The organism is Methylomicrobium lacus (genome assembly GCF_041897535.1).
GTDB lineage: Bacteria > Pseudomonadota > Gammaproteobacteria > Methylococcales > Methylomonadaceae > Methylomicrobium > Methylomicrobium lacus_A.
On record NZ_CP169217.1, the window covers coordinates 1,248,515 to 1,275,413 of the forward strand.

The 26,899-nt window shown below is 56.9% G+C and carries 20 protein-coding genes; 8 read left to right on the plus strand and 12 right to left on the minus strand.

Going from position 1 to position 26,899, the window contains the following annotated elements; genetic code table 11:
* Positions 1-11: 11 nt before the first annotated feature.
* From kdpC to ACEPPP_RS05510, 5 genes are all read left to right on the plus strand, one after another.
* On the plus strand, positions 12-587 hold the full coding sequence (gene kdpC / locus ACEPPP_RS05490; protein WP_374090034.1) for a potassium-transporting ATPase subunit KdpC: 576 nt from the start codon (positions 12-14) through the stop codon (positions 585-587).
* Positions 588-727: 140 nt separating this feature from the next.
* Positions 728-1,660: a hypothetical protein gene (locus ACEPPP_RS05495; protein ID WP_374090035.1), complete on the plus strand. Its 933-nt coding sequence runs from the start codon at positions 728-730 to the stop codon at positions 1,658-1,660.
* 112 nt (positions 1,661-1,772) lie between these two features.
* Positions 1,773-2,795, plus strand: coding sequence for a magnesium and cobalt transport protein CorA (locus ACEPPP_RS05500; RefSeq protein ID WP_374090036.1), 1,023 nt, complete (start codon positions 1,773-1,775; stop codon positions 2,793-2,795).
* Between the two features lie 9 nt (positions 2,796-2,804).
* A complete protein-coding gene (locus ACEPPP_RS05505; RefSeq protein WP_374090037.1) occupies positions 2,805-5,543 on the plus strand; it encodes a DUF4118 domain-containing protein in 2,739 nt (912 codons plus the stop codon).
* A gap of 26 nt (positions 5,544-5,569) precedes the next feature.
* Positions 5,570-6,265 carry a response regulator gene (locus ACEPPP_RS05510; protein ID WP_374090038.1) on the plus strand — a complete coding sequence of 232 codons (696 nt, stop codon included), beginning with the start codon at positions 5,570-5,572 and terminating at the stop codon, positions 6,263-6,265.
* A gap of 40 nt (positions 6,266-6,305) precedes the next feature.
* On the opposite strand, the gene ACEPPP_RS05515 is transcribed toward ACEPPP_RS05510, so the two are convergent.
* The 11 genes from ACEPPP_RS05515 to ACEPPP_RS05565 all read right to left on the minus strand — a co-directional run bounded on the left by ACEPPP_RS05515 (position 6,306) and on the right by ACEPPP_RS05565 (position 18,243).
* On the minus strand, positions 6,306-6,578 hold the full coding sequence (locus tag ACEPPP_RS05515; RefSeq protein ID WP_374090039.1) for a hypothetical protein: 273 nt from the start codon (positions 6,576-6,578) through the stop codon (positions 6,306-6,308).
* A gap of 158 nt (positions 6,579-6,736) precedes the next feature.
* Complete coding sequence (dsbD, locus tag ACEPPP_RS05520; protein WP_374090040.1) at positions 6,737-8,500, minus strand: protein-disulfide reductase DsbD; 1,764 nt, start codon at positions 8,498-8,500, stop codon at positions 6,737-6,739.
* Positions 8,501-8,561: 61 nt separating this feature from the next.
* On the minus strand, positions 8,562-9,992 hold the full coding sequence (locus ACEPPP_RS05525) for a nitrous oxide reductase accessory protein NosL (protein WP_374090041.1): 1,431 nt from the start codon (positions 9,990-9,992) through the stop codon (positions 8,562-8,564).
* Positions 9,976-10,503 (minus strand): TlpA family protein disulfide reductase, encoded by a 528-nt coding sequence (locus ACEPPP_RS05530; RefSeq protein WP_374090042.1) that lies wholly within the window; start codon positions 10,501-10,503, stop codon positions 9,976-9,978. Before ACEPPP_RS05530 ends, ACEPPP_RS05525 begins: the two co-directional genes overlap by 17 nt.
* A complete protein-coding gene (locus tag ACEPPP_RS05535) occupies positions 10,500-10,994 on the minus strand; it encodes a nitrous oxide reductase accessory protein NosL (protein WP_374090043.1) in 495 nt (164 codons plus the stop codon). The genes ACEPPP_RS05530 and ACEPPP_RS05535 overlap by 4 nt, the downstream gene beginning before the upstream one ends.
* An 8-nt stretch (positions 10,995-11,002) precedes the next feature.
* On the minus strand, positions 11,003-11,998 hold the full coding sequence (locus ACEPPP_RS05540; protein WP_374090044.1) for a hypothetical protein: 996 nt from the start codon (positions 11,996-11,998) through the stop codon (positions 11,003-11,005).
* A complete protein-coding gene (locus tag ACEPPP_RS05545) occupies positions 11,995-12,675 on the minus strand; it encodes an ABC transporter ATP-binding protein (protein WP_374090045.1) in 681 nt (226 codons plus the stop codon). Before ACEPPP_RS05545 ends, ACEPPP_RS05540 begins: the two co-directional genes overlap by 4 nt.
* A 3-nt stretch (positions 12,676-12,678) precedes the next feature.
* Complete coding sequence (locus tag ACEPPP_RS05550) at positions 12,679-13,926, minus strand: ABC transporter permease (protein WP_374090046.1); 1,248 nt, start codon at positions 13,924-13,926, stop codon at positions 12,679-12,681.
* A complete protein-coding gene (locus ACEPPP_RS05555) occupies positions 13,923-14,219 on the minus strand; it encodes a hypothetical protein (RefSeq protein ID WP_374090047.1) in 297 nt (98 codons plus the stop codon). Before ACEPPP_RS05555 ends, ACEPPP_RS05550 begins: the two co-directional genes overlap by 4 nt.
* Positions 14,220-14,727: 508 nt before the next feature.
* Entirely contained in the window at positions 14,728-16,635 is a 1,908-nt protein-coding gene (locus ACEPPP_RS05560; protein WP_374090048.1) for a putative Ig domain-containing protein, read from the minus strand.
* A gap of 309 nt (positions 16,636-16,944) precedes the next feature.
* Positions 16,945-18,243 carry a sulfite exporter TauE/SafE family protein gene (locus ACEPPP_RS05565; protein WP_374090049.1) on the minus strand — a complete coding sequence of 433 codons (1,299 nt, stop codon included), beginning with the start codon at positions 18,241-18,243 and terminating at the stop codon, positions 16,945-16,947.
* A gap of 299 nt (positions 18,244-18,542) precedes the next feature.
* On the opposite strand from ACEPPP_RS05565, the gene ACEPPP_RS05570 reads away from it, so the two are divergent.
* On the plus strand, positions 18,543-18,905 hold the full coding sequence (locus tag ACEPPP_RS05570) for a hypothetical protein (RefSeq protein WP_374090050.1): 363 nt from the start codon (positions 18,543-18,545) through the stop codon (positions 18,903-18,905).
* A 166-nt stretch (positions 18,906-19,071) separates the two neighbouring features.
* Positions 19,072-21,537 (plus strand): heavy metal translocating P-type ATPase, encoded by a 2,466-nt coding sequence (locus tag ACEPPP_RS05575; RefSeq protein WP_374090051.1) that lies wholly within the window; start codon positions 19,072-19,074, stop codon positions 21,535-21,537.
* A gap of 669 nt (positions 21,538-22,206) precedes the next feature.
* Here ACEPPP_RS05575 and ACEPPP_RS05580 read toward each other — a convergent pair.
* Positions 22,207-24,111: a DCC1-like thiol-disulfide oxidoreductase family protein gene (locus tag ACEPPP_RS05580; RefSeq protein ID WP_374090052.1), complete on the minus strand. Its 1,905-nt coding sequence runs from the start codon at positions 24,109-24,111 to the stop codon at positions 22,207-22,209.
* Between the two features lie 398 nt (positions 24,112-24,509).
* On the opposite strand from ACEPPP_RS05580, the gene ACEPPP_RS05585 reads away from it, so the two are divergent.
* Entirely contained in the window at positions 24,510-26,888 is a 2,379-nt protein-coding gene (locus ACEPPP_RS05585) for a caspase family protein (protein WP_374090053.1), read from the plus strand.
* Positions 26,889-26,899 lie beyond the last annotated feature (11 nt).

Sequence of the window (26,899 nt, forward strand, 5' to 3'; positions counted from 1 at the left end):
TGGTGTTAGACATGATTAAACTTATCAAACCGGCGGTTACGATGTTACTGATCTGGACCCTGCTGACCGGTGTTATTTATCCGGCTCTGGTGACAGGGCTTGCACAAGTGCTTTTCCCCAACCAGGCCAACGGCAGCATCCTGCGGGATAAGCAAGACAAGGCGGTGGGCTCGGCGTTGATCGGCCAGCCGTTCAGCGGCAAGGGCTACTTTTGGGGCCGGCCTTCGGCCACTTCACCCTACCCCTATAACGCGGGAGCATCCAGCGGCTCCAATTTAGGCCCGACGAATCCGGCGCTGGCGGATGCCGTTAAACACCGGATCGATGCCTTGCAGGCGGGCGATTCTCAGAATAAAACCCCGGTTCCGGTCGATCTGGTCACCGCGTCCGGCAGCGGATTGGACCCGCATATCAGTCCGGCGGCCGCGGAATTCCAAATCAATCGTATCGCCAATGCTCGCCATGTCGATCCACAAAAGCTTCAAGAAATGGTGCAGAGGCATACCGAGGGCAGGCATTGGGGCTTTTTAGGAGAACCCAGGGTTAACGTCCTGGCATTAAATCTGGCATTGGACGCCATGCAGTAGAAAGCAGATTTCGTGATGAAATTTTGCGCCTCTGCTGGCGGCAGTGCTGATTTTATTGTGGAAGGCTATTCCGTCCAAAAGGCTCTCTTCAAAAACGATTGATAGAGCGAACTTAAACAAAGGCGAGAGGAGGCTGAAGTATGGAACAAAAGACCAAAAGAAGATTATATGATTTCTTGCCCTGGATACTGACTTTTGCGGTCCTGGCGGCATTTACCCTCTTTGTCTCTGTTTATCGGGAAGGGGCTAATCCATTCGAGACGCAGTTTATGAAGGTTAATTTGTTATCGGCGATGAAGATTCATCTTCTCGAAGCCGTTGAGGCCGAGAAGAACGCCGTATTGGCCATTAACGATGAAACATCGGAAGACTTCGCCGCCCAAGCTCGCCAGGCTGCCGACCGCGTAGAAAACAGCCGGAAGGAAATCGAATCCATCATTTATCGAGAGAAACTTCCGCGCGAGACAGGGATGATCAATGAGTTCAGTGCCTGCTGGTCGCAATATAAGAAATTAGACGAAACGATTCTGGATCTTGCAACTCAGAACACCAATTTCAAGGCCCAGAAGATCTCCGCGACCCAATGCGCTGAAGAAATGCAGCGTTTTGAAGAGAGCTTGAACCGCCTCATCCACCGAAACACACGCGGCAGCCAGTGTAACGAGGCCATCATGCTCTCATATGAAGCGCTCACGGCCAGCCTGAACGTCTTCGCTCTTCACAAGCCGCATATTGAAGAGGCGGACGATCACGTGATGGATCAAATCGAGCAACGCATTCAATCTTATGACGAATCGGCCAGGAAGGCTCTTGGGTCTCTTCGTGGCATTGAAGGCCTCAGCGATGATCAAGACCTGAAGGCCGCGGAGGCTGCATACGGTCGATTTATGGATTTAACCCGGGAGGTTTTAAGGCTGTCCCGGCTGAATACGAATATCAAGTCGGCGGAACTCTCCCTGGGAAAAAAAAGGTTGATTGCTTCACAATGCCAGGAGATCCTCGCCGCCTTCAAGGAGACAGTCCAACCTCAGGGTAATTATTCACTGCCCCGTTCAAAAAAGGGGATTGAATAAATACGGCGCAACAGTTCAAATCGGCCAAAATAAGAGTAGCCTAATCCCTTCCTCAGGGCACGGCGTGAATACATCAGTCGTAAAAATTATGAATGAGGCTTCAGACTGAGATATGGAAAACCCGCAATTGAATTTTGCGTTTCCGGAGCAATCCATCGATCCTGCGATGGTGATGAACTGTGTCGCCTACAGGCACGGCAAACGCATAGGCGCGATCACGGTGGAGGCGATCAGCGACGTGCTGGCCGAAGAGGGAACCTTCGTCTGGCTCGGGCTGCGCGAAGCCGATAAGGTCTTGCTGGCAAAAATCCAGCAAGAGTTCGGTTTGCATGAACTGGCCATCGAAGACGCCTGTTCGGCGCATCAACGGCCGAAACTGGAAGAATACGGCGACTCTCTGTTCCTGGTATTGCAAACCGCGCAACTGACCGAAGACCAGCGCGTTTCATTCGGCGAAACCCACTTCTTCGTCGGCGCGCGTTTTTTGGTTTCTGTGCGGCATTCATCGTCCTTGAGTTATACGAAAGTACGCGAGCGCTGCGAGAACATGCCGGAGCAGTTGGCCAAGGGTCCCGGTTTTGCGCTGTACGTGCTGATGGACTTCATCGTCGATCATTATCTGCCGGTTGCCGAGGGCTTGGGGCAGCGGCTCGAACGACTCGAAGCGGATATTTTCGACAAGGATTTCCGCAGCGAAACGTTCGCACAACTTTACGACCTGAAGCGCGATTTGCTGCTACTGCAAAGTGCGACGATGCCGTGGCTTGACATCTGCAGCGAACTGATGCGTTTTCATACGCACATCATTCCGAAAGAGACGCGCTTTTACTTCCGCGACGTGCACGATCACGCGCAGCGCATCCACCAGGCCGTCGACGGCATGCGCGAAATGCTGAACGATGCGATGCAGGTGCATTTGACGATGGCGACGGTGCGCCAGAACGAAGTCGTCAAACGGCTGGCCGGCTGGGGCGCGATTTTGGCGGTCCCGACGATGGTGTTCAGCCTATACGGGATGAATTTCAAGCATATGCCGGAACTCGACTGGCGCTATGCCTACCCGGCAACGCTCTTTAGCGTGATCATCGGCTGTATTTGGCTGCATCGCCGCCTCAAAAGCATCGGCTGGCTGTGAGGTCCACGGATGTCCAGCATCGAACGCCCCGATCCCGATGAACTCCTGGCCCGCGTCGCGCGGGAACAGGCGAAAGCCCGGCGCGGGCGGCTGAAAATCTTTTTCGGCGCCGCGGCGGGCGTAGGCAAGACCTATGCGATGCTTCTGGCGGCGCGCGAAAGGCGAGCGGAAAACCTCGATGTGGTCGTGGGGCTGGTCGAAACCCACGGCCGCGCGGAAACCAGGGCCTTGCTGGAAGGCCTGGAAGTCTTGCCGGCCAAACAAATCGATTACCGCGGCACCGTGCTGTGCGAATTCGATCTGGATATGGCCTTGAAGCGGCGGCCTTCGATCATTCTGGTCGATGAACTCGCGCATACGAATGCCCCCGGTTCGCGCCATCCGAAACGCTGGCAGGACATCGAGGAATTGCTCGATGCCGGCATCGACGTTTATACCGCGTTGAACGTGCAGCATCTCGAAAGCCTGTGCGACGATGTCGGCCAGATTGCCGGCATAAGGATATGGGAAACGGTGCCGGATACCGTCTTCGAGGCGGCGGACGAGGTCGAACTGGTCGATCTGCCGCCCGACGAACTGCTGCTGCGGCTCAGGGAGGGCAAGGTTTATCTGCCGCAGCAGGCACAGGAAGCGATCCGAAACTTTTTCCGCAAAGGCAATCTGATCGCGCTCAGAGAATTGGCGCTTCGGCAGACCGCGCACCGGGTCGATGCGCAGATGCTCGATTACCGCGAAGACAATGCGATTCGCGAGGTCTGGCAGGTTAGCGAACGGATTCTGGTCTGCATCGGTCCGAATGCGCTGGCCGAACGCCTGGTCAGGGCCGGCAAGCGCTTTGCGGTCAGCCTGCGCGCCGACTGGATCGTGGTTTATGTCGAAACCCCCGAATTGCAGCGCATGCCGGCCGAAAAGCGCGATGCGGTGCTGCGTGTTTTACGCACCGCGGAACAGCTTGGCGCGGAAACCGCAACGCTGAGTTCGCCGAACATGAGCGAAGCGATCATCAAATTCTCCAGCGACAGAAATGTGACCAAGATCATGATGGGCAAACCGTCCCGCCGCGGCTGGCGGCGCTTTGTGCTGGGCTCGGTCGTCGACACCTTGATCGGCGAAGCGCACAACATCAATATTTATTTGCTCGGCAGCCCGCAAAAACCAAGGGAAGAAGATGCTCCGCTACTGGCCGCGCGCCGCAGAGATGTGTTGCCGGGTTTGCTGCAACGTTCGAAATCCCGCAAAAAAGGCTATTATCTCGGCTATTATTGGGCGGTCGGCGTGACCTTGATCAGTGCGGCGCTCGCCCGGCTGATGCACGGGCGCTTCGAGCAATCGAACCTGGCGATGATTTTCCTGCTCGGCGTCGCGCTGATCGCAACGCGCTTCGGCCGAGGGCCGTCGGTGCTTGCGTCGATCCTCGGCGTCCTGGTGTTCGATTTTTTCTTCGTGACCCCTTTTCACAGCTTTGCGGTCTCGGATACCCAATATCTGGTCACGCTCAGCGCGATGCTGATCGTTGCAATGCTGATCAGCAATCTGACCGCAAATGTCCGCTCCCAGGCCAAAGTCGCCGCGCACCGTGAGCGGCGGGCTTCGGTGCTGTATGCAATGAGCAAGGATCTGGCGGCGGCGGAGAGCGAGACGGAGATCGTACGCACCGCAGTGCGTCACATTCATGCCGAATTCGGCAGCCGAAACGTGATACTGTTTCCGGATGAGAGCGGACGCATGATCTATCCGACTGAGCTGAGCATGCCTGAATCGCTCCCGGGCGCCGATCTCAGCGTCGCGCAATGGGTCTTCGATCATAACGAAATGGCCGGACAAGGTACGACGACCTTGCCCGGCGCAAAGGCGATCTATTTTCCGATCGATGACGGCAGCACAGTGCTCGGCGTGCTGGCGCTGGAGCCGGTCAATCTGCGGCGGGTATTTCTGCCCGAGCAGCAAAAACTGCTCGATACGTTTTTGCGGCTGATCGCGCAGGCGGTAACCCGTTTAAGGCTGGCCGAACAGGCGAAAATCGTGCAGTTGCAAATCGAAACGGAAGGCCTCCGCAACTCGCTGCTCAGTTCGATCTCGCATGACCTCCGCACGCCCTTGGCCACGATCGTCGGCTCCGCGAGCATTCTCGCGGAAGATGACGGCAGCTTGAAAGCCGAAGACAAGATCGAAGTGAGCCGCGCGATTTACGACGAAGCGAGGCGCATGTCGAATCTGGTTAGCAATATACTCGACATGGCGCGACTCGATGCCGGCACGATTCAGTTGCACAAGGAATGGTATCCCCTGGAAGAGATTATCGGCACCGTGTTGACCCGTTTCGACAAACGGACCAACGACCGTCAGGTCAAGGTGACTTTGCCGCCCGGTATTCCGATGATTTATGCCGATGCGGTGATGATCGAACAGGTGTTGACGAATCTTTTGGAGAACGCGTTACGCTATACGCCAGCCGGCAGCCCTTTGGAAATTGCGGCCGAAATGTCCGCCGATGGGGTCGAAATTTCGCTCGCCGACCGCGGACCGGGGATTCCGGAGGGACTCGAAAACCGTCTGTTCGAAAAATTCTACCGAATCCGTAATGAAACCGCACAAAGCGGCGTCGGTTTAGGCCTTGCGATTTGCCGTGCGATCGTCGCGGTGCATGGCGGCTCGATCCGCGCCCATAACCGTGCCGGCGGCGGCGCCATCTTTTCGTTCAACTTGCCGATCGAACATCAGCCCCCGGCCGTCGCACAGGAAGACTGAATGTTTGCTCTGAGTCTTAATCAAAAATGACCGCACTAAAACCCAAAATCATCGTGATCGAGGACGACCCGCCGATCCGCCGTTTTTTGCGCACCGCGCTCGACACGCACGGTTTTGAAGTGTTCGAAGCGGCGACCGGAAAGCAGGGGGTGATCGAGACGAACATCCGCAAGGCCGATCTGATCATACTCGATCTGGGGCTGCCGGACATGAACGGCGTGGACGTTGTCAAGGCGGTCCGCACCTGGTCCGAAATACCGATCATCGTGCTGTCGGCGCGCAGTGCCGAAGCGCACAAGATCGAAGCGCTCGATGCCGGCGCGGACGACTACCTGACCAAACCCTTCGGTCTCGGTGAACTCTTGGCCCGTATCCGCGTGGCGCTGCGCCATGCCGCAATCCCTCCCGAACAAACCGAACTTGGAATGTTCGTGACCGGCAATCTCCATGTCGATTTGATCAACCGCCGGGTTTACAACGACGGCCAGGAAATCCACCTGACGCCGATCCAATACCGGCTGCTGGCGGTGCTGGTCAAACATGCCGGCAAGATATTGACGCATCGGCAGATTTTAAAAGAAGTCTGGGGGCCGAACAGTATCGAAAGTCCGCATTATCTGCGGATTTACATGAGCCAGCTCCGGCATAAACTCGAAGCCGACCCGGCCCAGCCAAAATATCTATTGACCGAATCCGGGGTGGGTTACTGGCTGAAAGTTTAGAACAAACCGGTTATCTCGGCATTTTGAAAAAAAGCGCGCCTCATTTATCGCCGGATTGGAAAGGCAACAGGTTTTTCCCCTGGTGCTGTAGCTGCCGGGCCGTGCGGATGATCTTCTTGCGCTCCTTGTGCGCATACACGCCCGCGGCCACGCCGAGACCGAATACTACCAGCGGATAGCGCGCGACACGATGAATCACCTCCGTGGCGATCTGGGTGCCGACCGTGATCAGCCCCAGTTTGACCAAGGCGCCGGTTTTGGTGCCGAAATCTTCTTCAGTCAGGCTCTCTGTTTGGTTTTGCTCGTTTTGCATGCAGTTTCCGTGTGTTTCCTGGTATCAAATAATATAGATTTTTGCAAGCTGATGCGTCTTTGCCATTAAGTCAAGCCGTTCGCTGAGCGAAGTCGAAGCGATTTGTTGGCTTCGGCTTCGCTCAGCCTACGCTTAAGTTTTACGAGGAAGGGCTTAACTTAATGGCAGCATGTTTCTGTCGTGGTAAGCCTTTCGATATGCGTCAGAAAGGCCTCGCCGTCCATAGTGCCGACGATCCGGAACGATTTTTGTTCCCGCTGATCCGGCCCGAAAAACAGGATGGCGGGCGGCCCGACCAGCTGAAAGCGCCTGAGCAGCGCCCGCGCTTCAGCCCCGCCCTCCGTTACATCGGCCTGCACCAGCACCAATGCCGACAATGCGGTCCGCACACTGGGATCGGCAAAGGTCAGGTTCTGCATCTCGAGACAGGATACACACCAGTCGGCATGGAAATCAAGCATCAGCCATTGGCCTTTCTGCCCTGCCTCGGCCAGCTTTTGTTGCAATTCGGCCGCGGTCTCGACGTGTTGAAAGGCCAGCGGCTCGGCCTGGCAGGCAACCGCCGCCGTGCATAACACTTCCAGATAATCGCGCTGCGGACGGGTCGCCACCCCAATCAGCAGCAACAGGCCATAGATGAAGACGATCATCCCGGTGACCTTCCAGAGTTTTTGGGAACCCAGATACAAGAGCGGCACGGTCAGCAGCAAACCCCACAGCAGCAGCATCACCGAAGGCGGCAAAATGCGCCCCAGCAGCCAGATCGCGACGGCCAGCAGCCCCACGCCGAAGACCGTCTTGGTGACATGCAGCCAGGCGCCGGCCCGCGGCATCAAGCGGCCGGCCGAGGTACCGATGAGGAGCAGCGGCAACCCCATGCCCAAACCCAAGGCAAACAGCGCCAGACCGCCGAGCAGCGCATCGCCAGACTGGCCGATATAGATCAACGCGCCGGCCAACGGCGCGGTCACGCACGGGCCGATCGTCAGCGCCGACAGCATCCCCATCATCGCAGCTCCCAGCCAGTTGCCGCGCCGCTGCCGGGAGCTGATCGAGGAAATCCGGGACTGGATGAAGGCGGGCATCTGTAGCGTGAACAGGCCGAACATCGACAGCGCCAACAGCACGAACAGTCCGCTCGCGCCGATCAGCACCCAGGGCTGCTGGAACAAGGCTTGCAGATTCTGTCCGAACAGCGCGGCCAAAATCCCGAAAACGGTATAGGTCAGCGCGGAGGCGAGCACATAGCTGAGCGACAGGCCGAAGGCCCGTCGCGTGGTCAGTTCTGCGCCGTCGCCGATCACGATGCCGGAGATGATCGGAATCATCGGAAAAACACAGGGCGTAAACGCCAGCAGCAGGCCGAAACCGAGAAAACTCAGCAGGATCAGGCCGAGCGAATGCCCCGCCAGCACTGATGCGATCCGCTCCGGCTCCGCGGCAACAGGCGGCAGGATGCCGCCCGCCGCGGCATCGTGGGCCTCCGGCAGATCGAACGCCACGGTTTTGTGAACCGGCAGATAACAGACGCGGTTTTCGGCGCAGCCCTGATAGCTCAGATCGATCACGACCCGTTTGGCCTTGGGGTCCAGGCGCCGAAGCGGCAATTCGGCCGTCACGTTGCCGCGGAGGATCTCGACGTTGCCGAGAAATTTATCCTGCTTGACCTCGCCCTTCGGTAAAATCGGGGCTCCCGACTCAATGCCCGGGGTTTCCGAGGCAAATTTGAATTTATGCCGATAGAGATAATAGCCCTCGGCAATGGACCAGGAAAACCTCAGCGTCCCGGAATCTTTGACCGCATACGTCAATTCAAAAGCCGCCTCGGGATCGAGCAATTCCGCCTCATCGGCCGCGAAAACCAGGCTTATAGGCCAGAAAAGCACGCAGAAAAGCAAAATTGAAATCGGCAGTTTTCGCATGGTTCAGGTTCATTTTCGTCCCGCCGGCGCTACTGCCTGGGGAACGAGGCTTGAGGAAGTATCAATAATCCGGCGCGCTACGGAAAGTCCATTGGACCGCCAGGTTCGCGAAGAAGCCGTCACCCAATTGCACCTGCCGAAAAGGTTGTCCTCTCGGATTGACGACATCCTTCGAATTCAGATCTTCATAGATAGGTAAACCGACCGAACCGCGCAATTTGAAATTGCCGCCGAAGGCGTTCAGGAAGCGCCAGTCGCCGACAAACGCCAGATTGGTGGAGGTGCCGCCGGTATTACCGATCCTGACCCCATTATCGATGCTTTTCTCGGTGTAACTTGCGTCCACTTCCACGCCGAACATCAGATCATAGTTTGGCGTATAGTGTAACGCCAAACCGACCGTAGCCACATCGCCGAAGGCGTAGTTATCGTCGTTTTTGGGGTTGGCCGTATAGAGCGCGGACGTGTGCAACCAGAAGTCTTTCCAGCGCTGCGAGTACAACAGGCCGCCGGTAAAGGTCGCGGTATCCTTGCCCAGTTGCAGGGCGGGGCCGGTCGTGACCAGCTGTTTTCCACTAATCGGATCGAGCGCCCGCGTTGCGCTGAACTGGCCGGTCGGCAAGGTCGTGCCGAGCAGCACGCTGACAAATTTGTCCCACCGCGTGCTGCGCCAGACGTTGTAACGCCCCTCCAGCGTGATGTCGCCGATGCCGTTTTCATTGCCTATCGTTTCGCCGAATGTCGAACCGGCCGGCGTTGTCGTTTGCGTCAAGGTGTGGGTTCTCCGCTCCAACCAGGGCACATTGAGAAACAGCGCCAGATCATCGGTCGGCGAATAGTTCATGATCAGCGCCTGTTGATGGCCTTCGAGCTTGCTCGGCGCGCGCGGTTGCGCCTTGTTCGCGCCGATGAAATCCCCCGGCTTCTTGCTGCTGGCTGAGCCGATCTTAACCCGGTCCTTCTCGGTATAGCCGTAAACCATGCCGACGCTGAAGTTGCCCTTGCCCGGCGTCACCGCGGTACGGATCCGGAACGGCGCGGTCGTGCCGACCGGCGAGATGTCCTGGTAAGCGATAGCGAAATCGATCACTTCGCCGCCTTCCTTGGCCGCGAAAGCCTCGGCTTCGTCCCTTCTCGCAAAGGCGATGTAGTTCGGCACCATGTCAGGGATCACCTGGCTGCCGAGCACATAGGTCGCCTCTTCCGCGTCGACCAGCTTGCCGGAGACCCAGTCATGCACATTGACCGATTTGAACGCGGAGATGCCCCCGGCGTCCTCGACCTCGCGCAACATACAGGCGACGCCACAGGTATGCTCCATGGTGCCGTCCTTAAGGGCTAATTCCGCGGCACTCTTTTGATACTGGTCGATGTACATGCCGCAAACACGGCAGCTTTCACGTTTCTTCGTCTCCTCGGCTGATACCAAATCCGGCATTAAGTTAAACTGGAAAAATACCAGCATGAACGCAATCTTAGTGACCGTTTTCATAAAAGCCTCCCTTGTTCAGGACTGTGGTAAAAAGCATTTCGTAGGCGTCCGGTTCGGCTTCGCCGCTGATCTTGCCGCGCAATACGCCTTCCTCGTCGATCACAAGAGTGGCCGGCAGGAATTTGACGCCGAATTGTTTGGCCGCCGCGCCGTATTGATCGACCAACAGGGGATAAGTCAGCTGCCTGAATTGTTCGAAACGTGCGTCGTTTTTTTCGACCGGGCCGACATTGACCGCGACCGGCAGGAAACTCCGGTCTTTGTATTTTTGATAGAACCTTTCGAGCGTGAATAATTTTTCCTTCTCGCAAAAGCCGCAATCGATCGCCCAGAAACGGATCAGCACGACTTTGCCGCGCACATCGCTCGGCAAGGTGAACGGCCCGCCCCGCAAGTCGGTCAGCGTGATTGTCGGCACCGTATCGCCGATCTGCAAGCCGGTTTTCTTGCTGCAAGCGCACAGCAAGGCGGCGACAACGAAGACCAACAACAGCCAAGGCTTGACTTTCATGAGCGGCGATCCAGCGATTCGATCACGGCCGGCGTCACGTCCTGAAAGCGCAGGATCGTTTTGCCTTTATGGTCTTCCAGAAATTCCTGCGCCGCCTCCTGATCCTTGAACGGCAGGAGTTCATGCCCCATCGGCCCCAACACGTCGGAGCCGATCACATAAAACGCGGTTTTCGCATCGATCAGCTCGACCTCGTAATAATCGGTCACGAAAATGCTCTGGATTTTTTCCGCCGATTGGCCGGGAGTGTATTTCGCGATATCGAAAACATACTTGAACATGTCCTTGGCGCCGTCATAGAAAAAGGCATCGCCGCTTTGGAACACGATACGCGCGACCCATTTCGGGTATTTGTAAACGAACATGCCGCAGACCGGGCAGCGGTCGGTCTTTTTGATCGTAACCTCGCCGTCGCCGCCTTGGCTGGCGCCGGCAAAGCAGAGCAGAAAAATCAGGGCCGGGAGACGGGCGGATTGGAACAAGGCGCGCATAGACATCTTTACATGAACAGATTGGAAACAAGGATTCGATAAGTGACCAGGGCGGTAAACGCCGCGTACAAAAGGGCCGAGGCCAAGGTCAGCCGGGATATGTAAGCGCCGAGCACGCGCTTCAGGCTCTCGACCTCGATAAAAGCCGTCAGCACGCCCGCGCCGATACCCGAGACGACCGCGCCGAACAGCAGCAGGTAAAGCAGATAACCGATGTAGTGATAGTCTTCCATAATGATGCAGAACGGACAGTGATGGGTCGGCAGCTCGTAGATGTAGAGAGAGATGAACGAAACGATCGAAACCAGCGCAATAATGAACGCGATCAGACTTAGCCCGGCATAGAGATAGCCACCCTTCCCTCGCCGATAGAAAAAGAGACCGCCGATCAAGGTACACAGCATCGTGCCGTAAAAAACCCACATCATCGGCCGGGCCGGCAGGGAGGCGATTTCGGAGCCGAGCCCCCCGGCCCTCTCCGAACTGAACAGGCTGCCGCAGCAGGAGGTGATCACATCCGCCTTCATGTCCAGAAAATAGGCGCTTTCGACCAGCATCTCGACCACGATGATCGGCGCGATGACCACCAATAGCCCGTATTTCTTTTTGATCAAGGGATAGTCGTAGCCCTGGTTGTCGGCATGATTGAAGACCAACCAGAGGCCGGCCAGGATGAAGTTGACGATCTTCAACACCAGGACCGGGTAGCCGAACGCATTCACGTTCAAGGTGCCGGCCGCGCACATCGCGCCGACGAACAAGGGGCAGAGCGTGTCGGCCGTGAACACGAACAGGAACAGCGACAACAGTTGCAGCGCGAAGACGAAACCCAACAGCGTCGAAATCAGATAGGTCTTGCGTTCGAGCGTCAGCTGCAATTCATCGCCGCTTTGAATGTCCCAATGCCGGATGATCTGCACGCCAAAGTAGGCCGCGTAAACCACCATGAAACTGCCGACGTAGGACGCCAACAGGTTCGCGATCACGGTCGGATGCAGGATCACGCCGGCATGTCCTCGATCCTGCCGTCGCGCAGATTGACGACGCGGTCCACCATCGCCGCCTCATAGACCAACGGGTCATGGCTGGTGATGATCACCGTCTTGCCTTCCGCCTTGAATTTTTCGATGATTTCCATGAAGCGGTACGACAGCTTGGTGTCGAGATGCGCGGTCGGCTCGTCGGCGATGATGATGCCGGGATCGTTGATCAGCGCGCGCACGATCGAAACCCGCTGCGCCTCGCCGCCGGACAGCCATTCGACCTTCGCGTTCGCCTTGCTCGACAGGTTCAGTTCGTTCAAGCCATGCAGCGCCTTCGCGCGCAGCTGCGCGCGCTTCTCGCCGAGCGGATAGGCCGGCAGCATCACGTTTTCGAGCACCGAGATGCCCTTGATCAGGTTCGGCTGCTGAAAGATGAAGCCGAAGGTCTTGCGGCGAATGTCGGTCAGGAAGCGTTCGGGCAGACTGGTGATCTCGCGCCCGTTCAATTTGACCCGTCCCGCGGACGGCCGGCTCATGCAGCCGACGATGCTGAGTAGCGTGGTCTTGCCGGAGCCGCTCGGCCCCTTCAGCACGGTCACATGATTCTCCGCAATATTCAGAGTCACGCTGTTCAGCGCCGAAAATTCGCTCGGATTGCCGGCGTTGAACACTTTTTTGACATTGACCAGTTCGATCATGGCTTATTCTCCGGTATGCCGCATCGCGGTATCGGGGTCGATCGTCGCGGCGCGCCAGATCGGCACGATCGTCGCGACGGTGTAGGGAACGACGGTCAGGAAAAACAGCGTGGTCAGCTGCTCCGCGTTGATGAACGGCGTCAGGTCGAAATTCGGATACAGGCTCGACCAGCCTTTCAAGGCCGGTTCGAAAACCAGCGAGCCGGTGAAAAATACGTGCACATAGGCGAGGATCACGCCGCCGAAAAACGCGCTCAGCGACACGATCGCGCCTTCCCAGAACTTCATCAAAATCACATCGGACGTTTCCCAGCCGACCGCCTTCAGGATGCCGATCTCGCGCCGCTCGCCCGCGCTGAGGCCGGAGGCCTTGTCCCAGGCAAAGATCACGAAAGCGAGCACCGCCGCCGAGAACACCACGATCATCATGCCGCCCCGCCAGTTGAAGATCGAATCGTAGGTGCGCAGAATCTCGTCGCGGATGATCGGACGCGAGTCGATCAGGCGCTTCTTGATCTTCGACGCGACCGTGGCGACTTCGCTCGGGTTTTTGACCGTCACGATCACATCGGTCACGTGCTGCTTGTCGATGCCGAACAGTTTCCGGAAATCGTCTTCGGTAATCAGCATCAGGTCGGAAGACACCAGTTCGGATCGCGAAGACAGGGTGCCGGCGATGCGGAGGTTCATGATCTTGCCGTCGAAGGCGCGAAACGGCAGGTAATCGCCCTGGGTGATATTGCGCAGGCGCGCGATGCCGTTGCCGATGATCAAGGTGCCGGGCTCCAGCTTCGCGCCGTTCCATTCGAACAAGGGCTTCGTCGCAGCGGCCGCATCCGGATCACCCGCCTCGCCTTCGACGGTTGCCGTTTTCGCGCGGGACTCTCCCGCTTCCGTTTTGGGCGGCGTCAACAGCGTGTAGTTCGCGCCGACCAGGCTGTCGTAGTAATAACCCCACAAACGGCTTTCGACCCCGGCGACGCCGCGAATCTGTCTGATCGTGTCGATATAGCCGACCGGAAACAGATCGTGCCGGCCGGCGAGGATTTTTTGCACGACGATTTCCGGCGAGCCTTTCAGGATCAGCGAGGCTTCCTTCTTGATCGAATAGGTAAAGAACATCGTCGAGGCCAGAATGAACACGATCAGCGTGTACAAGGCCAGCAAGCCGAGGTTTTTCACTTTCCGGCGCAGCAGCGAGGAAATCGTGAAATCGATGATGTAGCGTTGCTTTTCAATCCATGCATTCATCGGCTTAGCGTGACTCCTGTCGGCGGCTGGGTGAAGGAACCGGAAGGGAAATGTTCGAGGGACAGCGGATGGTCCTGAAACGGGGTGTTCAAATCGGCCTGGGACAGATGCCGCGTGTAGCGCGCCTCGGTAAACAGGCACAAGTCGGTCAGTCCCAGCCGTTTGACCAGCGCGGATTTTTCGCCGAGGCTGTCTTGCTCGGCGCCTTCGCGAATCGACGCATGCACGAGGAGCAGGCTCAGAACGATAACCTCGGCGCTCAAACAGTAAAAAAATAGCGTGGAATTGCGCATGGCTGAATGATCACGGCGGCTGAGGTCAAAGTTCTTTTTACTTCGGAAAATCACGGAATGCGACTCTTGATACCATCCTGTCGGCCGGCCATCCCCATATTAGGAGTTCATTATCCATAATTTCCATGAGGTTTGTAAAAATGAATATCATGACTTTGTCATACACAAATGATTGAGTTCCTGACAAATAGGCGGCATGATTTATGCCAATCTTAATAAGTCATTGATATTCTCTGGCAGCAGCGCCATTCAGGCGGAGATATTAATTAAACATTGTCTTTTAACACATAAAAAGTGTGTGATTTGACACAACATAGATAACGCAAAACCTAAGTTGCCCCCTCAGACTAAGCCCGATCAGCCTTTTTTGACCGCAATCGATGCCGTTCGTGAGCAGCCTCATAATCGGTAAAACCGTATCGGGAGATTATTTTTTTATCAGCGTGACACCCGACAACAAGCAAAAAAAACGCCTCTTGAAAGACAAGAGGCGTCTGTTTGACGGCTGTCAGTTAAACACGGCGGTAACGCTTTGATTCTGGGTCACCGGCACACTGCATTTCGTCGAAGTCGAACCTTCGCAAACACTGCCGGACCAGTTCTTAAACGCATGCTTTCTGGACGGCTTGGCGGTCAGGGTTACGGTTTTACCGGTCTTGAAGGACTTGCTGCAGGTTCCTTTGCGGCAACTGACTCCGCCAGGTTTGCTGACTACTCGGCCGGCACCGCTCACCGTGACCGACAGCGTGTAGGCCTTAGGCGCGACAGCAAAACTCGCGGTCACGGTTTTGGCGCTGTCCATGGTCACGTTACAAGTGTCTGTTCCCGTGCAGGCGCCGCTCCAACCGTCAAACACACTGCCGGTATCCGCCGTTGCGGAAAGCGAAACCGCGGTACCGGCCGGCAGATCAATGGCGCAGGTCTGACCGCAATCGATGCCATTGCCCGACACGGAACCGGAGCCACTGCCTTGTTTGGCGACCGTCAGCGAATAGCTTTGCGGATTGGCATGATTCGGATCGATCACATTCAGCACAAAAGCCTTGTTGACCGCCGCATTGGCCGCGTCGGTCACGGCTATGCTGAATGCAAAGCTGCCCGCCGCCGTCGGCGTTCCCTGCAACACGCCGGTGTGCTTGCCGTTGGCATCCTGTTCGAATGTCATGCCCGCTGGCAATGCGCCGGCAGTCACATCGATACTGTAAGGCGAATTGCCGCCCACCACAACAGTCCGCTGTGGGTAAGGCTGATTGATTTCACCCTCCTGAAGATTGTCGATGACGCCTAAGCCCGCTTCGGCATCAAATCCGGCCATTTGCGCGCCGATATAGTCGCCCACCACGATTTCCAAGGAGCAATCGACAGGCACGCTGGTCACTTCGCCCGGACGTGCAGGATCGTTACGGGTGACGTTTACGATGCCGTCGCCATGCAGGCCATCGGCGCCGACCTTGTCGCACATGGCTTCTCCGGATTCGACATCGAAGGTTGCATCGCTCCCGGCATATTTATAAAACTCGTAACGCCGGGTCACCACTTCGTCGCCCTCCGGGAAATCTTCGGCTGCCGCGACCAATTGGCCGTTCGCGCCGCCCGGTTTTTTAGGATCATTCAGTTTGGCGAACTCGGTTTGCATCATCCGCCACTCCATTTCGACCTCGGGCATCACATCGATGCCATCGCCGGGCTTATCGTTCAGCCAGTTTTTGTCATCGGGAGCATTCGGATCATCGGAAACCAGATCCTTCAGCGCAACAGCCTGGTTGTTTTTTGACGACGTTTTGATTTCTTTGGCCCAAACGGCCTCGCCAAACTGTGGCGGAACCGGAGGCGCGACTTCCGGGGCTGGCGGTGGCGGCGCCTGAATCGCGGCGACGACCTGCGCGGGTTGGCCGTTGGCCGGCGGATTATAAACCCAACTCGGCGTGGCGACATTCACTGCCGGACCGTGAATTAACGATCCGGGGTTTGCCGGGTCCTCGATAAGCCAGTTATAGCGAACCGCGGTAGGAACTCCGTAGTAACCCACGCCGAAATGCTCGCAGCCTTCGTTAACCGCAGGATTGGTGCACATGTGACCGTCCGTCGGCGCCAAAGGCGCGGCGGGGACAGCGGTATATGCCAGGAATGCGCCACTCGCATCCTTTTTACTTTCATAACGCACAAACACCCGCGGATTCCCGCTGGGGTCCACATCCTCCCGAATCACGGGCGCCCCGTAATGATTCCAATCATAGGTATAGGTGATATCCTGGCTATGAACGCCGTCCAATTCTATTTCAAAACCGTGGCCAGGCTGATTCGTGTCGTTGACCACATCAAAATTATTCAGGTCGCCATAAGCCGTGGAAGCCGTCGCGGAATGGCCGAACCAAGCCATCGCCACCATAGCCAATGACAAATATCGTCTCTTCATTTTTCACCTATCGTGATTGGATTTGATAACGTTAGGGTGGTTATGCCGGATCAGATTAACCACCGCGCCTTTGCGAGTTCAATGCCTTGTGCCACCAGTGTGTCTGCAACTCATGGCTCCCGTATATGCCGACCTGATGCATATAGGTTCATTTTTCGGCAAAAATCATCAGCGCCCAGCCTAGCAAAGGAATATAAATCGAAGCTTAAAAAGCGAAAGCCGCGCGCCCAATCGCTTCAATACCGCTATTAATAAGGGATTAACGATTTTGACCGACAGCTTTCTCTGAATAACGCCAATTGACAGCGGCTACCGATTCTCAAAATACCCCAGCAATCGGCGCCACAAACGTTTGAACTCCTGAATCAGACGTTCATATTCGGATGCCGCTGTCGGCGTTTCCGGCTCGGCGCCTGCCGTAGCATGCGGTTTCGGCGCGGGCGTCGCCTCCACGACGATGAAGGTCCCCGGCATCATGCCCATCCAGCAGCTCCAGGGCACCACGCCGGCTTCCGGCGGCGTGAATTCGATCACCTGTTTGCCCGGTTTGAGTTTGATCTTCAGATCGTATTGAGGCACGATGATCTCCTTGTTGCATTCGTTCAGCTCTTCCCCGTTGATCACCCATTTGACCGGAATGCCCTTGCGCAGCGTAAAACGGTTCGGCGAAAAACCGGTGCTCAGCACGTCCATCGTGATCGTCTGTTCGGTCGCGGAAACCTGGGTTTCGGAGGCGACCGGCGCCAGCTTCTGCGCCGCGCGCGCGACCAGCGTGTTGAAATCGATCCCGGTGCCGGTGACCGCAAGGCCCCGGTTCAGCATGATCGCGCCCAGCATGATCACGATCACCCCCGACGCCCTCACTATTTTCGGCGTCAGATTCGCCGACAACAGGCTGGTCAGGAAGCCGAAGCCCATCAGCAACGGCAAGGTGCCGATGCCGAAAAAAAACAGAATCGTCGCGCCTTCCGACCAACTGCCGGTACCGGCGGCCATCACATACATCGCCTGCAACGGCCCGCAAATGATCATCAGCCCGTTCAACAGGCCAATCACGAACGGATTGCTGTGCTTACGGTATTCCTTGCCGACGAAACGCATCAAAAACGCCGGCGGCTTGATCTGAAAATGGCTCAAGGCCGGAAACACTTCGAGCATGTGCAGGCCGAACAGGATCAGAAAAACACCCGCCGCAACGCCGACCACGCCCTGCGTGAACGGCGTAAACGCCACGATCGCGCCGAAGGCGCCGAACAGCGCCCCGATCGTGGTGTAGGACAGCGTCTTGCCGATCCCGTACAAGAGGTGCGTGCCGTAGGATTTATGCCCCTTGGCGGCGGTTTTTGCGGTATAGCCCAGAATCAACGGACCGCACATGCCGACGCAATGGAAGCTGGTCAAAAACCCGATCAGCATCAGCAAGCCATAGCCGATGTCGCGGCCGAGCTTCGGCATCTCGGCATGGTCCATGAACCAGCTGTCGAGCCAGAGGATGAACCCGATGCCCAGCAGCGCCAGCGTGACGGCGGCGATTCTTTTCAGGGCTTTGCCGAAGCGGCCCGGTCTTGAAACGGTTTGGCTTGAATCGGCGTTGGGTTTGATGGTCACCGGCTATATCCCGTTATTGATCAGTGATTATGAAGAGTCAGGCATAAAGCCTATTTCAGCATACCTTTTGATACCGGCGCAATGGAACGTTTGCGCCGAATCGCCGTCACACGACTTGGAATTTGCATGCTGACTCTGCATTTTCAGCACGATGAGATGACGCACTGTTACCGGAGTTTACCGGCAACGCCGACACCCCGAACCGATACGCCACAGCAGCGAATTGGTAAGGAAATTGCATAGCTATTGACATCTCAGTTCGAAATGCTTTAACTAATCCCTTGTCATTTTTGAGGAATATGATGAATCACTTAACCCAAAGCGAGAAAAACAACATCGCCAAATCAAAATCGGACACTGCCACAAACCCGACGCGGCAGGCCGACATGATCGCCAGAGGCCTGACAACCAGCATCGTGGTATCGACAATCATTCATGCCGGCCGCGGCATCGTCGTCGCGGCGACCCGAAAGCCGGTCATCATGTTCGGTCTGGGTGTCGTTGCCGGTTATTTCGTACACAAATACCGCAGGGAGATCGTCTCGGCATCCCGCACAACACTCGAAGAAAGCCGGGATTTCGTGTTGCGGCAAAAGGATCACTTGCAAAACCTGATCGAAGAAACCCCGGAAGAACCGGAGACTCCGAAGAGTTTGCACTAAGCACTTTTTCTGGTTCCCAGGTGCCACGTGGGAATCCAGGGGTGGACGCGCCGGCGTCCCGTTTCGCGACGCAAGCGCGTCGTGACGGCATTCCCACGCGGCGCGCGGGAACGAGAGGAGACGCGAAGCGCCGCATCGACAAACGACAATGATGGACACCCAACAGATGCTTACACCCCACGAAAAACTCGCTCACGGCAAAGTCGTTCATCAGCTCAAGCGGCGGATTCGCGTGATCGCCCCGGTGCTGCGGAGGGATGTCGAACGCGCCTATATCCTCGAAATTCTGCTGCAAAAGCGCGACGGCATCGTCAAGGTCAAAACCGTTCCCGAGATCGCCTCGGTGGCGATCCATTTCGATCCCGAAAAACTGCCGAAGCCCCGTTTGCTGACGCTGCTGGATACGCTGCTCGGCAATCTCGGCAAAAAAAAGCCCCTCGCGCTGTACGAAACCGCGTCGGACCCTGCGCCCGCCGAGACCGGCAAGCCGCTCGAACACCACCTGAACGTGGACGGCATGACCTGCGCCTCCTGCGCGCTGCTGATCGAAATGCTGCTCGGCCGCGACCCGCGCATTGCCTCGGCCAATGTCAATTTCGCCAGCGAAACCGCCGCGGTGACCGGCCATATCAGTCAGGACGCCGTGTGCGGCCTGATCAACCGGATGGGCTACCGCGCCCAGTCCTTCGACTCGCTCGCACAGCGCAAACTGCTGGTCGAACGCGAGAAAAAGCACCTGCAAACCGCCCGCCGCCGCGCGATCCTGGCCGGGGCGCTGAGCCTGCCGGTGATGGCGATCGGCATGCTGGCGCCGGCATCGCGATTCTGGCACTGGTCGCAGCATCTCCTGGCGATGCCGATCGTGCTGTGGGCCGGTCGGCCCTTCTTCAGCAAGGCGTACAAACTCGCCAAACAAGGCGCGACCAACATGGACACCCTGATCGCGGTCGGCGTCGGCTCGGCTTACGGCTATAGCGTGGCGTCCTTGCTGAAGGGGCGCTCCGACCTGTATTTCGACTCCGCGACCGGCATTCTGACCTTCGTGCTGCTGGGCCGCTATCTGGAAGAAAAAGCCAAAGGCAAGGCGCATGAGGCGATCCGTGCGCTGGTCAATCTGCAACCGCAAAACGCGACGCTGCTGAAGGACGACGTCGAAAGGATGGTCCCGCTGGCCGAGGTTCGGGTCGGCGACATCCTGCTGGTGCGTCCCGGCGAGCGCATTCCGACCGACGGCACCGTGATCGAAGGCTTCTCGAACGTAGACGAGTCGATGGTTACCGGCGAAAGCCTGCCGATCGTCAAACAGGCCGGCGATGCGATCGTGGGCGGCTGCATCAACGGCAACGGCTTGCTCAAAATCGAGGTCAATGCGGTCGGACCCGACACCGTGCTCGCCAACATCATTCATATGGTCGATCAGGCGCAGTCGTCGAAATTGCCGATCCAGAAATCGGTCGACCGCATTTCGGCCGTCTTCGTACCGTCGGTGATGGCGGCATCGACGCTGACCTTTCTGTCCTGGATGACGCTCGGCGCCCGTTTTCCGGCCGCCTTCAGCAATGCGGTCGCGGTCATGCTGATTGCCTGCCCCTGCTCGCTCGGACTCGCGACGCCGATGGCGATCATGGTCGGCACCGGCGAATCGGCGCGGCGCGGCATCTATATAAGGAACGGCGAAAGCCTGGAGTTGGCATCGAAACTGACCACGATCGTGTTCGACAAGACCGGCACGATCACCGAAGGCAAGCCGGAGGTCACCGACTTCATCGCGACTCCCGGCTTATCCGAAGACAGGATTCTCGCCCTCGCAGCCGCCGCGGAATCGGGCTCCGAACATTTCCTCGCCAAAACGATCGTCGCTTACGCGCATGCCCGTCAGGTTACGTCCCTACAGGTGAATGAATTCGCGAGCATTCCGGGGCACGGCGTCCATGGCCTGATCGACGGCAGCAAGGTGATGCTCGGCAACCGCCGCTGGCTCGAAGAATCGGGCATCGATCTGAGCGACTGGACAGTGCAGGAAGCCACACTCTCCGGGCAGGGCAAGACTCCCGTTTATCTCGGCGTGGACGGCAGCGCCGCCGCGCTGTTCGGCATCGCCGACCGGCCGCGCGAAAATGCCGGAGAAGCGATCGAGCGGCTGCGCAAACTCGGCATCGAGCCGATGATGGTCACCGGCGACACCGAGCAGACCGCCCGCTATATCGCCCGTCAGGTCGGCATAGAAAAAGTGATCGCCCATGCCCGGCCGGAACGCAAGCTCGAGATCGTCCGCGAATTGCAAAGCCAGGGCGCGAAGGTCGGCATGATCGGCGACGGCATCAACGACGCGCCCGCGATCGCCGCCGCCGACGTCAGCTTCGCGATCGGCACCGGCACCGATGTCGCGATCGAAACGGCGGACCTGATTCTGGTCAGCGGGGATATCGGCAAGGTTGCCGAAGCGATGGAGTTGAGCGGCGACACCCTGCGCGTCATCAAACAGAACCTGTTCTGGGCGCTCGGCTACAATACCGTCGCGATTCCGCTGGCCGCGCTCGGCAAGCTGAACCCGATGATCGCCTCGGCGACGATGGCGTTCAGTTCGATTTCGGTGGTGTTGAATTCGTTGCGGCTGCAACAGAGAGGATAGAAACAGTTATCTCTGGCTGAAGGGAGCCGAAGCCAACAACTCGCTTCGACCCTTCGACGGGCTCAGGACGGCGCTTTGCTCAATCAGCTGGAGCATTTTTCCTTTCCCCCAAACGCAAAAAACCCAGCCGTTGAGCTGGGTTTTTTGGTATATCCGGTCAGTTTTATTACAAAACTACTGAGCTGATATTTATTACAAGCCTACTGAAGTTGAAGAGCTTGGTCTTTGCTTTTCGCCGTCTTGCGGATCCAAGCAGCCAGTCAAACCAACGATAGTCAGAGTCAGAGCCAGAAGTGCTAAAACTTTCTTCATAATAATATCCTCCAAAAGGGGTTAAATTATTTTTATAGTGGAGTGCTCTTGTGAGCACGCGCATTTTATATCACGACTTACTATTTGATGCAATAAAACAAACCGACCGTTCGCTCAATAATTAGAGAGCAACGCTAGACGCAGAGCTTGGTCTTTGCTTTTCACCGTCTTGCGGGTCCAAGCAACCAGTCAGGCCAACAATCATCAGAGCCAGAGCGAAAACTGAAAGAACTTTTTTCATAATATCCTCCAAAAACGTTTAAATTATTTTTATGTGTGCGCCCATAAAAGCACCGCTAATTTATACCATGCCATCGGCGATCAGGCAATAAAAAATAGGCCTTGGCGCTAGCCGCATTACAGCTCGTTGATGTTGCTTGGCAATTCTATACTGATTGATCCATCCCGCCATATCGCGGTGCCGATCTCCTGCCACGGCGAGGCGAAATTCTTATGCAGCTGGTCATCGACCCACTCTGTCGGCGATTCGATTTTTTTGAGCTTCAGATGGAAGACCGTCTGATCGAGCCGCAAACCGATTTTTTGCCCCCAAAACGCGGTCACTTTCATGATGAATTTCTTCAGCCGCGTCTCGTTGATTGTCGGCGTGACCGCGATGTTCGCCCACATCGAATGCACGCGCCCCCAGTTAGGCGCCAGCAGCCTGCCCTGCTCGTTCACGAACGGCAGCCATTGCTCGCGGCCTTCCGTATCGGTATAGGTAATGCCGATGATCCGGTCATAGCCGGCAAAATGGTCATGCAGATACAGCGCATGCGGTGCGATGCCGAGAAAAAGCTGCGACACCGAGATCAGCTCGTTGCTGCTCTTGATCACGGCCGCCAACGCCGGACTCTCGGGTTTGTTCAACTTGAAGCGGTACAGAATGCCGTAATGAATCGTGCTGTTCAATTGCAGCAGGATGATCGCGACCAGGATTTTCGCCAGCTTGCGCGCAAAGGCTTTCGGCTTTTGCTGGGCATACAACTCGAATACGCGATGGTAATACGTCAGATCCGGCAAAGGCTCCGTGCTGACGCAGTCGGCGGTACAAGCCACGCGCGCGCGATTGTCGGCGATTTGCCGGTATTTTTTCGCGGCCAGATGATAGATGCCCGGCATTTTCAGCAGCAAGCCCAGAGGACTGAGATAACGCATCTTGATCAGAATCTGGATATAGGTGTCCAGCCCGGCGTAGAGCCGGTTTTCCCGGTCCAGCGCATACAGGTCGGTCAACAGCACCTCCTGGCTCAACGCGCTTAGCGCCGGGTACTGTCCCGCATGGTCCTGCGCGCCTTTGAAGTCGATGCAACGGAAAATGTCGAAATGATTCAGGGTCAGCACGGTCCGGTTACAGAGCGGGCAAAGCTGATCATAAAACACGGTCAACAGAGGCTCTCCGTCCGTCACGATCCGGCCGATCCTGCGCCACCAACTGAACGGCACCAGCAGCGTATAAAAGATCAGCATGCCCATCCCGAACGGGTAAATGTTCAACGACAGCGTGATGCCGAGGTGCAGGCCGATGCCGATCAGCAGATAAACCGGGCGCAAGCGGCTCCGGTTGAAGAAGAACAAAAACGTAAACTGGAAAACCAGGATCGTATAGCCGATCGTCTTGACCAGCGCCTCCTGGTTCAGCAAAAACGACATGTCCAGCGCGGACACATAATAAGGCTGCGTCGAAGGCAGCCAGGAACCCAGGCCGTTGCGCCAATGCTCGGCAAACAGTTTATGGATCGCCGAATCGAAATACAGAAAACCGAGGCAGATCGCGACCGGCAGAGTGTAAGCCAGCGCCGAAACCATCGGCTTCGGATAACTGCGGTATTGCCGGAACGGCGTGCTGAGCTTGCGGCGCAGCGCGTCGATCGCAAACGCGCGGTCGCCCGGCATGAACAGCAGGAAGAAATTGGCGCCGGTCATGAACATGTCGAAACCGCCATCGAAGTCACGCTGCATCGGCGTGAAATTGACGAACACGATCCAGAACACATAGTTCGCCAGCAGCGAAAACCGGTAGCGGTAGCCGATCACGACGAAAAACGCGACCAAGGCCCACAGCCCCAGAAAGAACGGGATCGTCGGAAATTCGACATCGATATAGGGTATCGGGTCGAAAATCAGATGATTGAAATAAATTAAATACAGCACTTCCTGCAGCGTGACCAAGCCGTAAAAAAACCGGAACAGGCCGATGCCGGTCGCAGGAACCTGCTTTGCGTGCAGGCGATGAATCAGCGAAAGAAGAGATTGAAACATGCGGATGTCAGGATTGATCGAAACGGGCCGCTACAATGCCAAGATTTGGACAAAACATCAAGCCCCTATAAAAAGAATGGTTATTCAAACCCTGCTTTCGGCTCCTTTGACTTTTTGCCCGCCCCCCTGGACCATCAAATTTTTTCATGATAAAAGTCACCGGATTGTGCGATTGAGCAGAGGCGCCCCGTGCAAGCCGTCGCATCGCGCGCGGCATTTCCTGCGCGGGTTCTCATTTTTCGCTTGGCGGCTGCAGCAAACATGCTGTTACGATCCATTACGCCGTATAATCAAAATAAATTTATTGCTCACTTGCCGTTCCGGAATCGCACGTTTAACATGCTCGGTTAGGTGGGCTAAGCCATCAACGCTCCTAAATTTAACCGGGAACAAGACCCATGAAATCATTTGCCAAGCCCGCGAAAATCCGTAATTTTTGCCTGATCTCGTCGCTGATGGTGCTGGTCGGCTGCGCGGCCACCAGCGTTTCGGAACTGAACGATGCGAAAGCGACGGCGGGCTACGACCCCAAGGATACCGACAAGCTGTTCGTGGTCGACTGCCTGTTGCCGGGCCAGGTTAGGAAACTCGGCGCGCAGGCGATGTACCTGACCGCGCGGCGGCCGATACAGACCACCGCCGGCGACTGCGAAACGCGCGGCGGCGAATATGTCGCCTATGACCGCGCGAATGCGGCATCTTCCTTGAAGATATGGCTGCCGCAGGCGCAGCAGGGCGATCCGGAAGCGCAGGTCAAGGTCGGCGAAATCTATGAAAAAGGGCTCGGCGGCATGGCCGATCCGAAGCTGGCCGCCGAATGGTACCTGAAGGCCGCCGAGAAAGGCAATTCGCAGGCGCAGATCAACCTGGGTTACCTTTATGAGAAGGGCCTCGGCGTCAAACAGGACAAGGCAACCGCATTGAACTGGTACCGCAAGGCATCGGGACTGGCCGGCTCCGATCTGCAATTCTCGACCGTGATCGAGGCCAATTATCAGCAGCAGCTGACGCAACTGCGCGAGGAGTCGCAAGGCTACAAGGAGGAAGCGGAAACTTTGCGCACGCAGCTGGACGCGACCCGCCAGCAATTGAGCGAACAAAAGCAGCAATCGCAGACGATAGCAAGCCAACTGGATGCAACACGCCAGCGCTTGCAGCAGGAAAAAGGCAAGGCCAACCGCAACGATGAGCTGATTCAATCGTTGCAGCAGGAAGTCGAAACCAAGAAGTCGACTTTAAAAAACCAGCAACAGCAGGTATCCCAACTCGAAAAACAGTTGAAGGCCGAAGAGAGACAAATCAAGAGCCGGCCGAAAACGCAAAAGATTGCGCGCCAGGAGCCGAAGCCTGCCACCGTCGCGGAAGAAGCCGCCGAGGCCGTCGAGGAACCGCAAGCCCAGGCTTCCGAAGATAAACTGGCCGAAATGGAAGCGCGCCTGAAAGCGCTCGAGACCGAATATCAGGCCAATGCCGCGCAGATCAACATGGAGGTCAACACGATCGAGGAAAAGGCCAAACAGGCAAGCAGTACGCAGGAAAAATTGGCCGTTGAGACGCTGCGCACTAAATTGTCGGAGTCCAAGAGCCACTTGCTCGCGCAGGGCGGACAAATCAAGGAACTGAAGACCGCGATCGCGGCTGAAAAGCGCAATTTGTCCGAGCCGACGACGCTCGCGCAAGCGGGTCCGAGCATCGAAATTCTCGACCCCCCGGTCAAGCTGACCCGGGGCAACGCGCCGAGCTTCCGCCTGCGTTCGGCAACCAAGATCAAGGCGATCGTCGGCAAGATTTCTTCGCCGGCCGACCTCAAAAGCCTGAAGATCAATCAACAGGCGGTTCAGCCCGACAAAGACGGCGTCTTCAAATCCGACATCCCGATCGATTCGGCTTCGACCGCGATCAAGATCGTCGCGACCGACAAGCAAAACCGGCGCAGCCTGATCAGCTTCAATCTGCTCGCCCCGACCCAGGCTGCGGCGCAAACCTTCGACGAAGGGGCCGAAACCGCGGTTTCAAGCAACTACCCGTCGATCAATTTCGGCAAATATTATGCGCTGATCATCGGCAACAATAACTATGCGAACATGCCGACCCTGAATACCTCGGCGAATGACGCCAAGGCGGTGGACGAAGTCTTGCGCTCGCGCTACGGCTTCAAGACCAAACTGTTGATCAACGCGAACCGGCATCAGATCATGACCGCGTTCAACGACCTGCGCCAGAGCCTGACCGACCAGGACAATTTGCTGATCTATTACGCCGGCCACGGCGAAATCGACAAGAGCGACGCAAGCGCCTACTGGCTGCCGACCGACGCCGAACCGAACAACACCGCGAACTGGCTGTCCAGCTTCAATGTGACCAAATATCTGAATGTGATCCCGGCCAAGCATATCCTGGTGATCGCCGACTCCTGCTATTCGGGCGCGATGACGCAGGGCGCGATCGTGCGTCTGCCGAAGGACATGCCGGAGGACAAGCGCGAAAAATGGCTCAAGTTCATGATGAACCGCAAGGCGCGCACGGTGATGACGTCCGGCGGCGAGGAACCGGTGCTCGATTCCGGCGGCGGCAATCACTCGGTCTTCGCCAAGGCGCTGCTGGGCGCACTGAAATCGAACAAAGGCATGATGGTCGATTACGAGCTGTTCCGCATCGTTTCGGGACGGGTCAAAAAATCCGCATCGATGGTCGGTTTTCAGCAATCGCCGGAATATTCCGCCTTGCAGCATGCCGGCCATGAAGGCAGCCCGTTCTTTTTCGTGCCGAAAGGCTAACCCACTCCCAA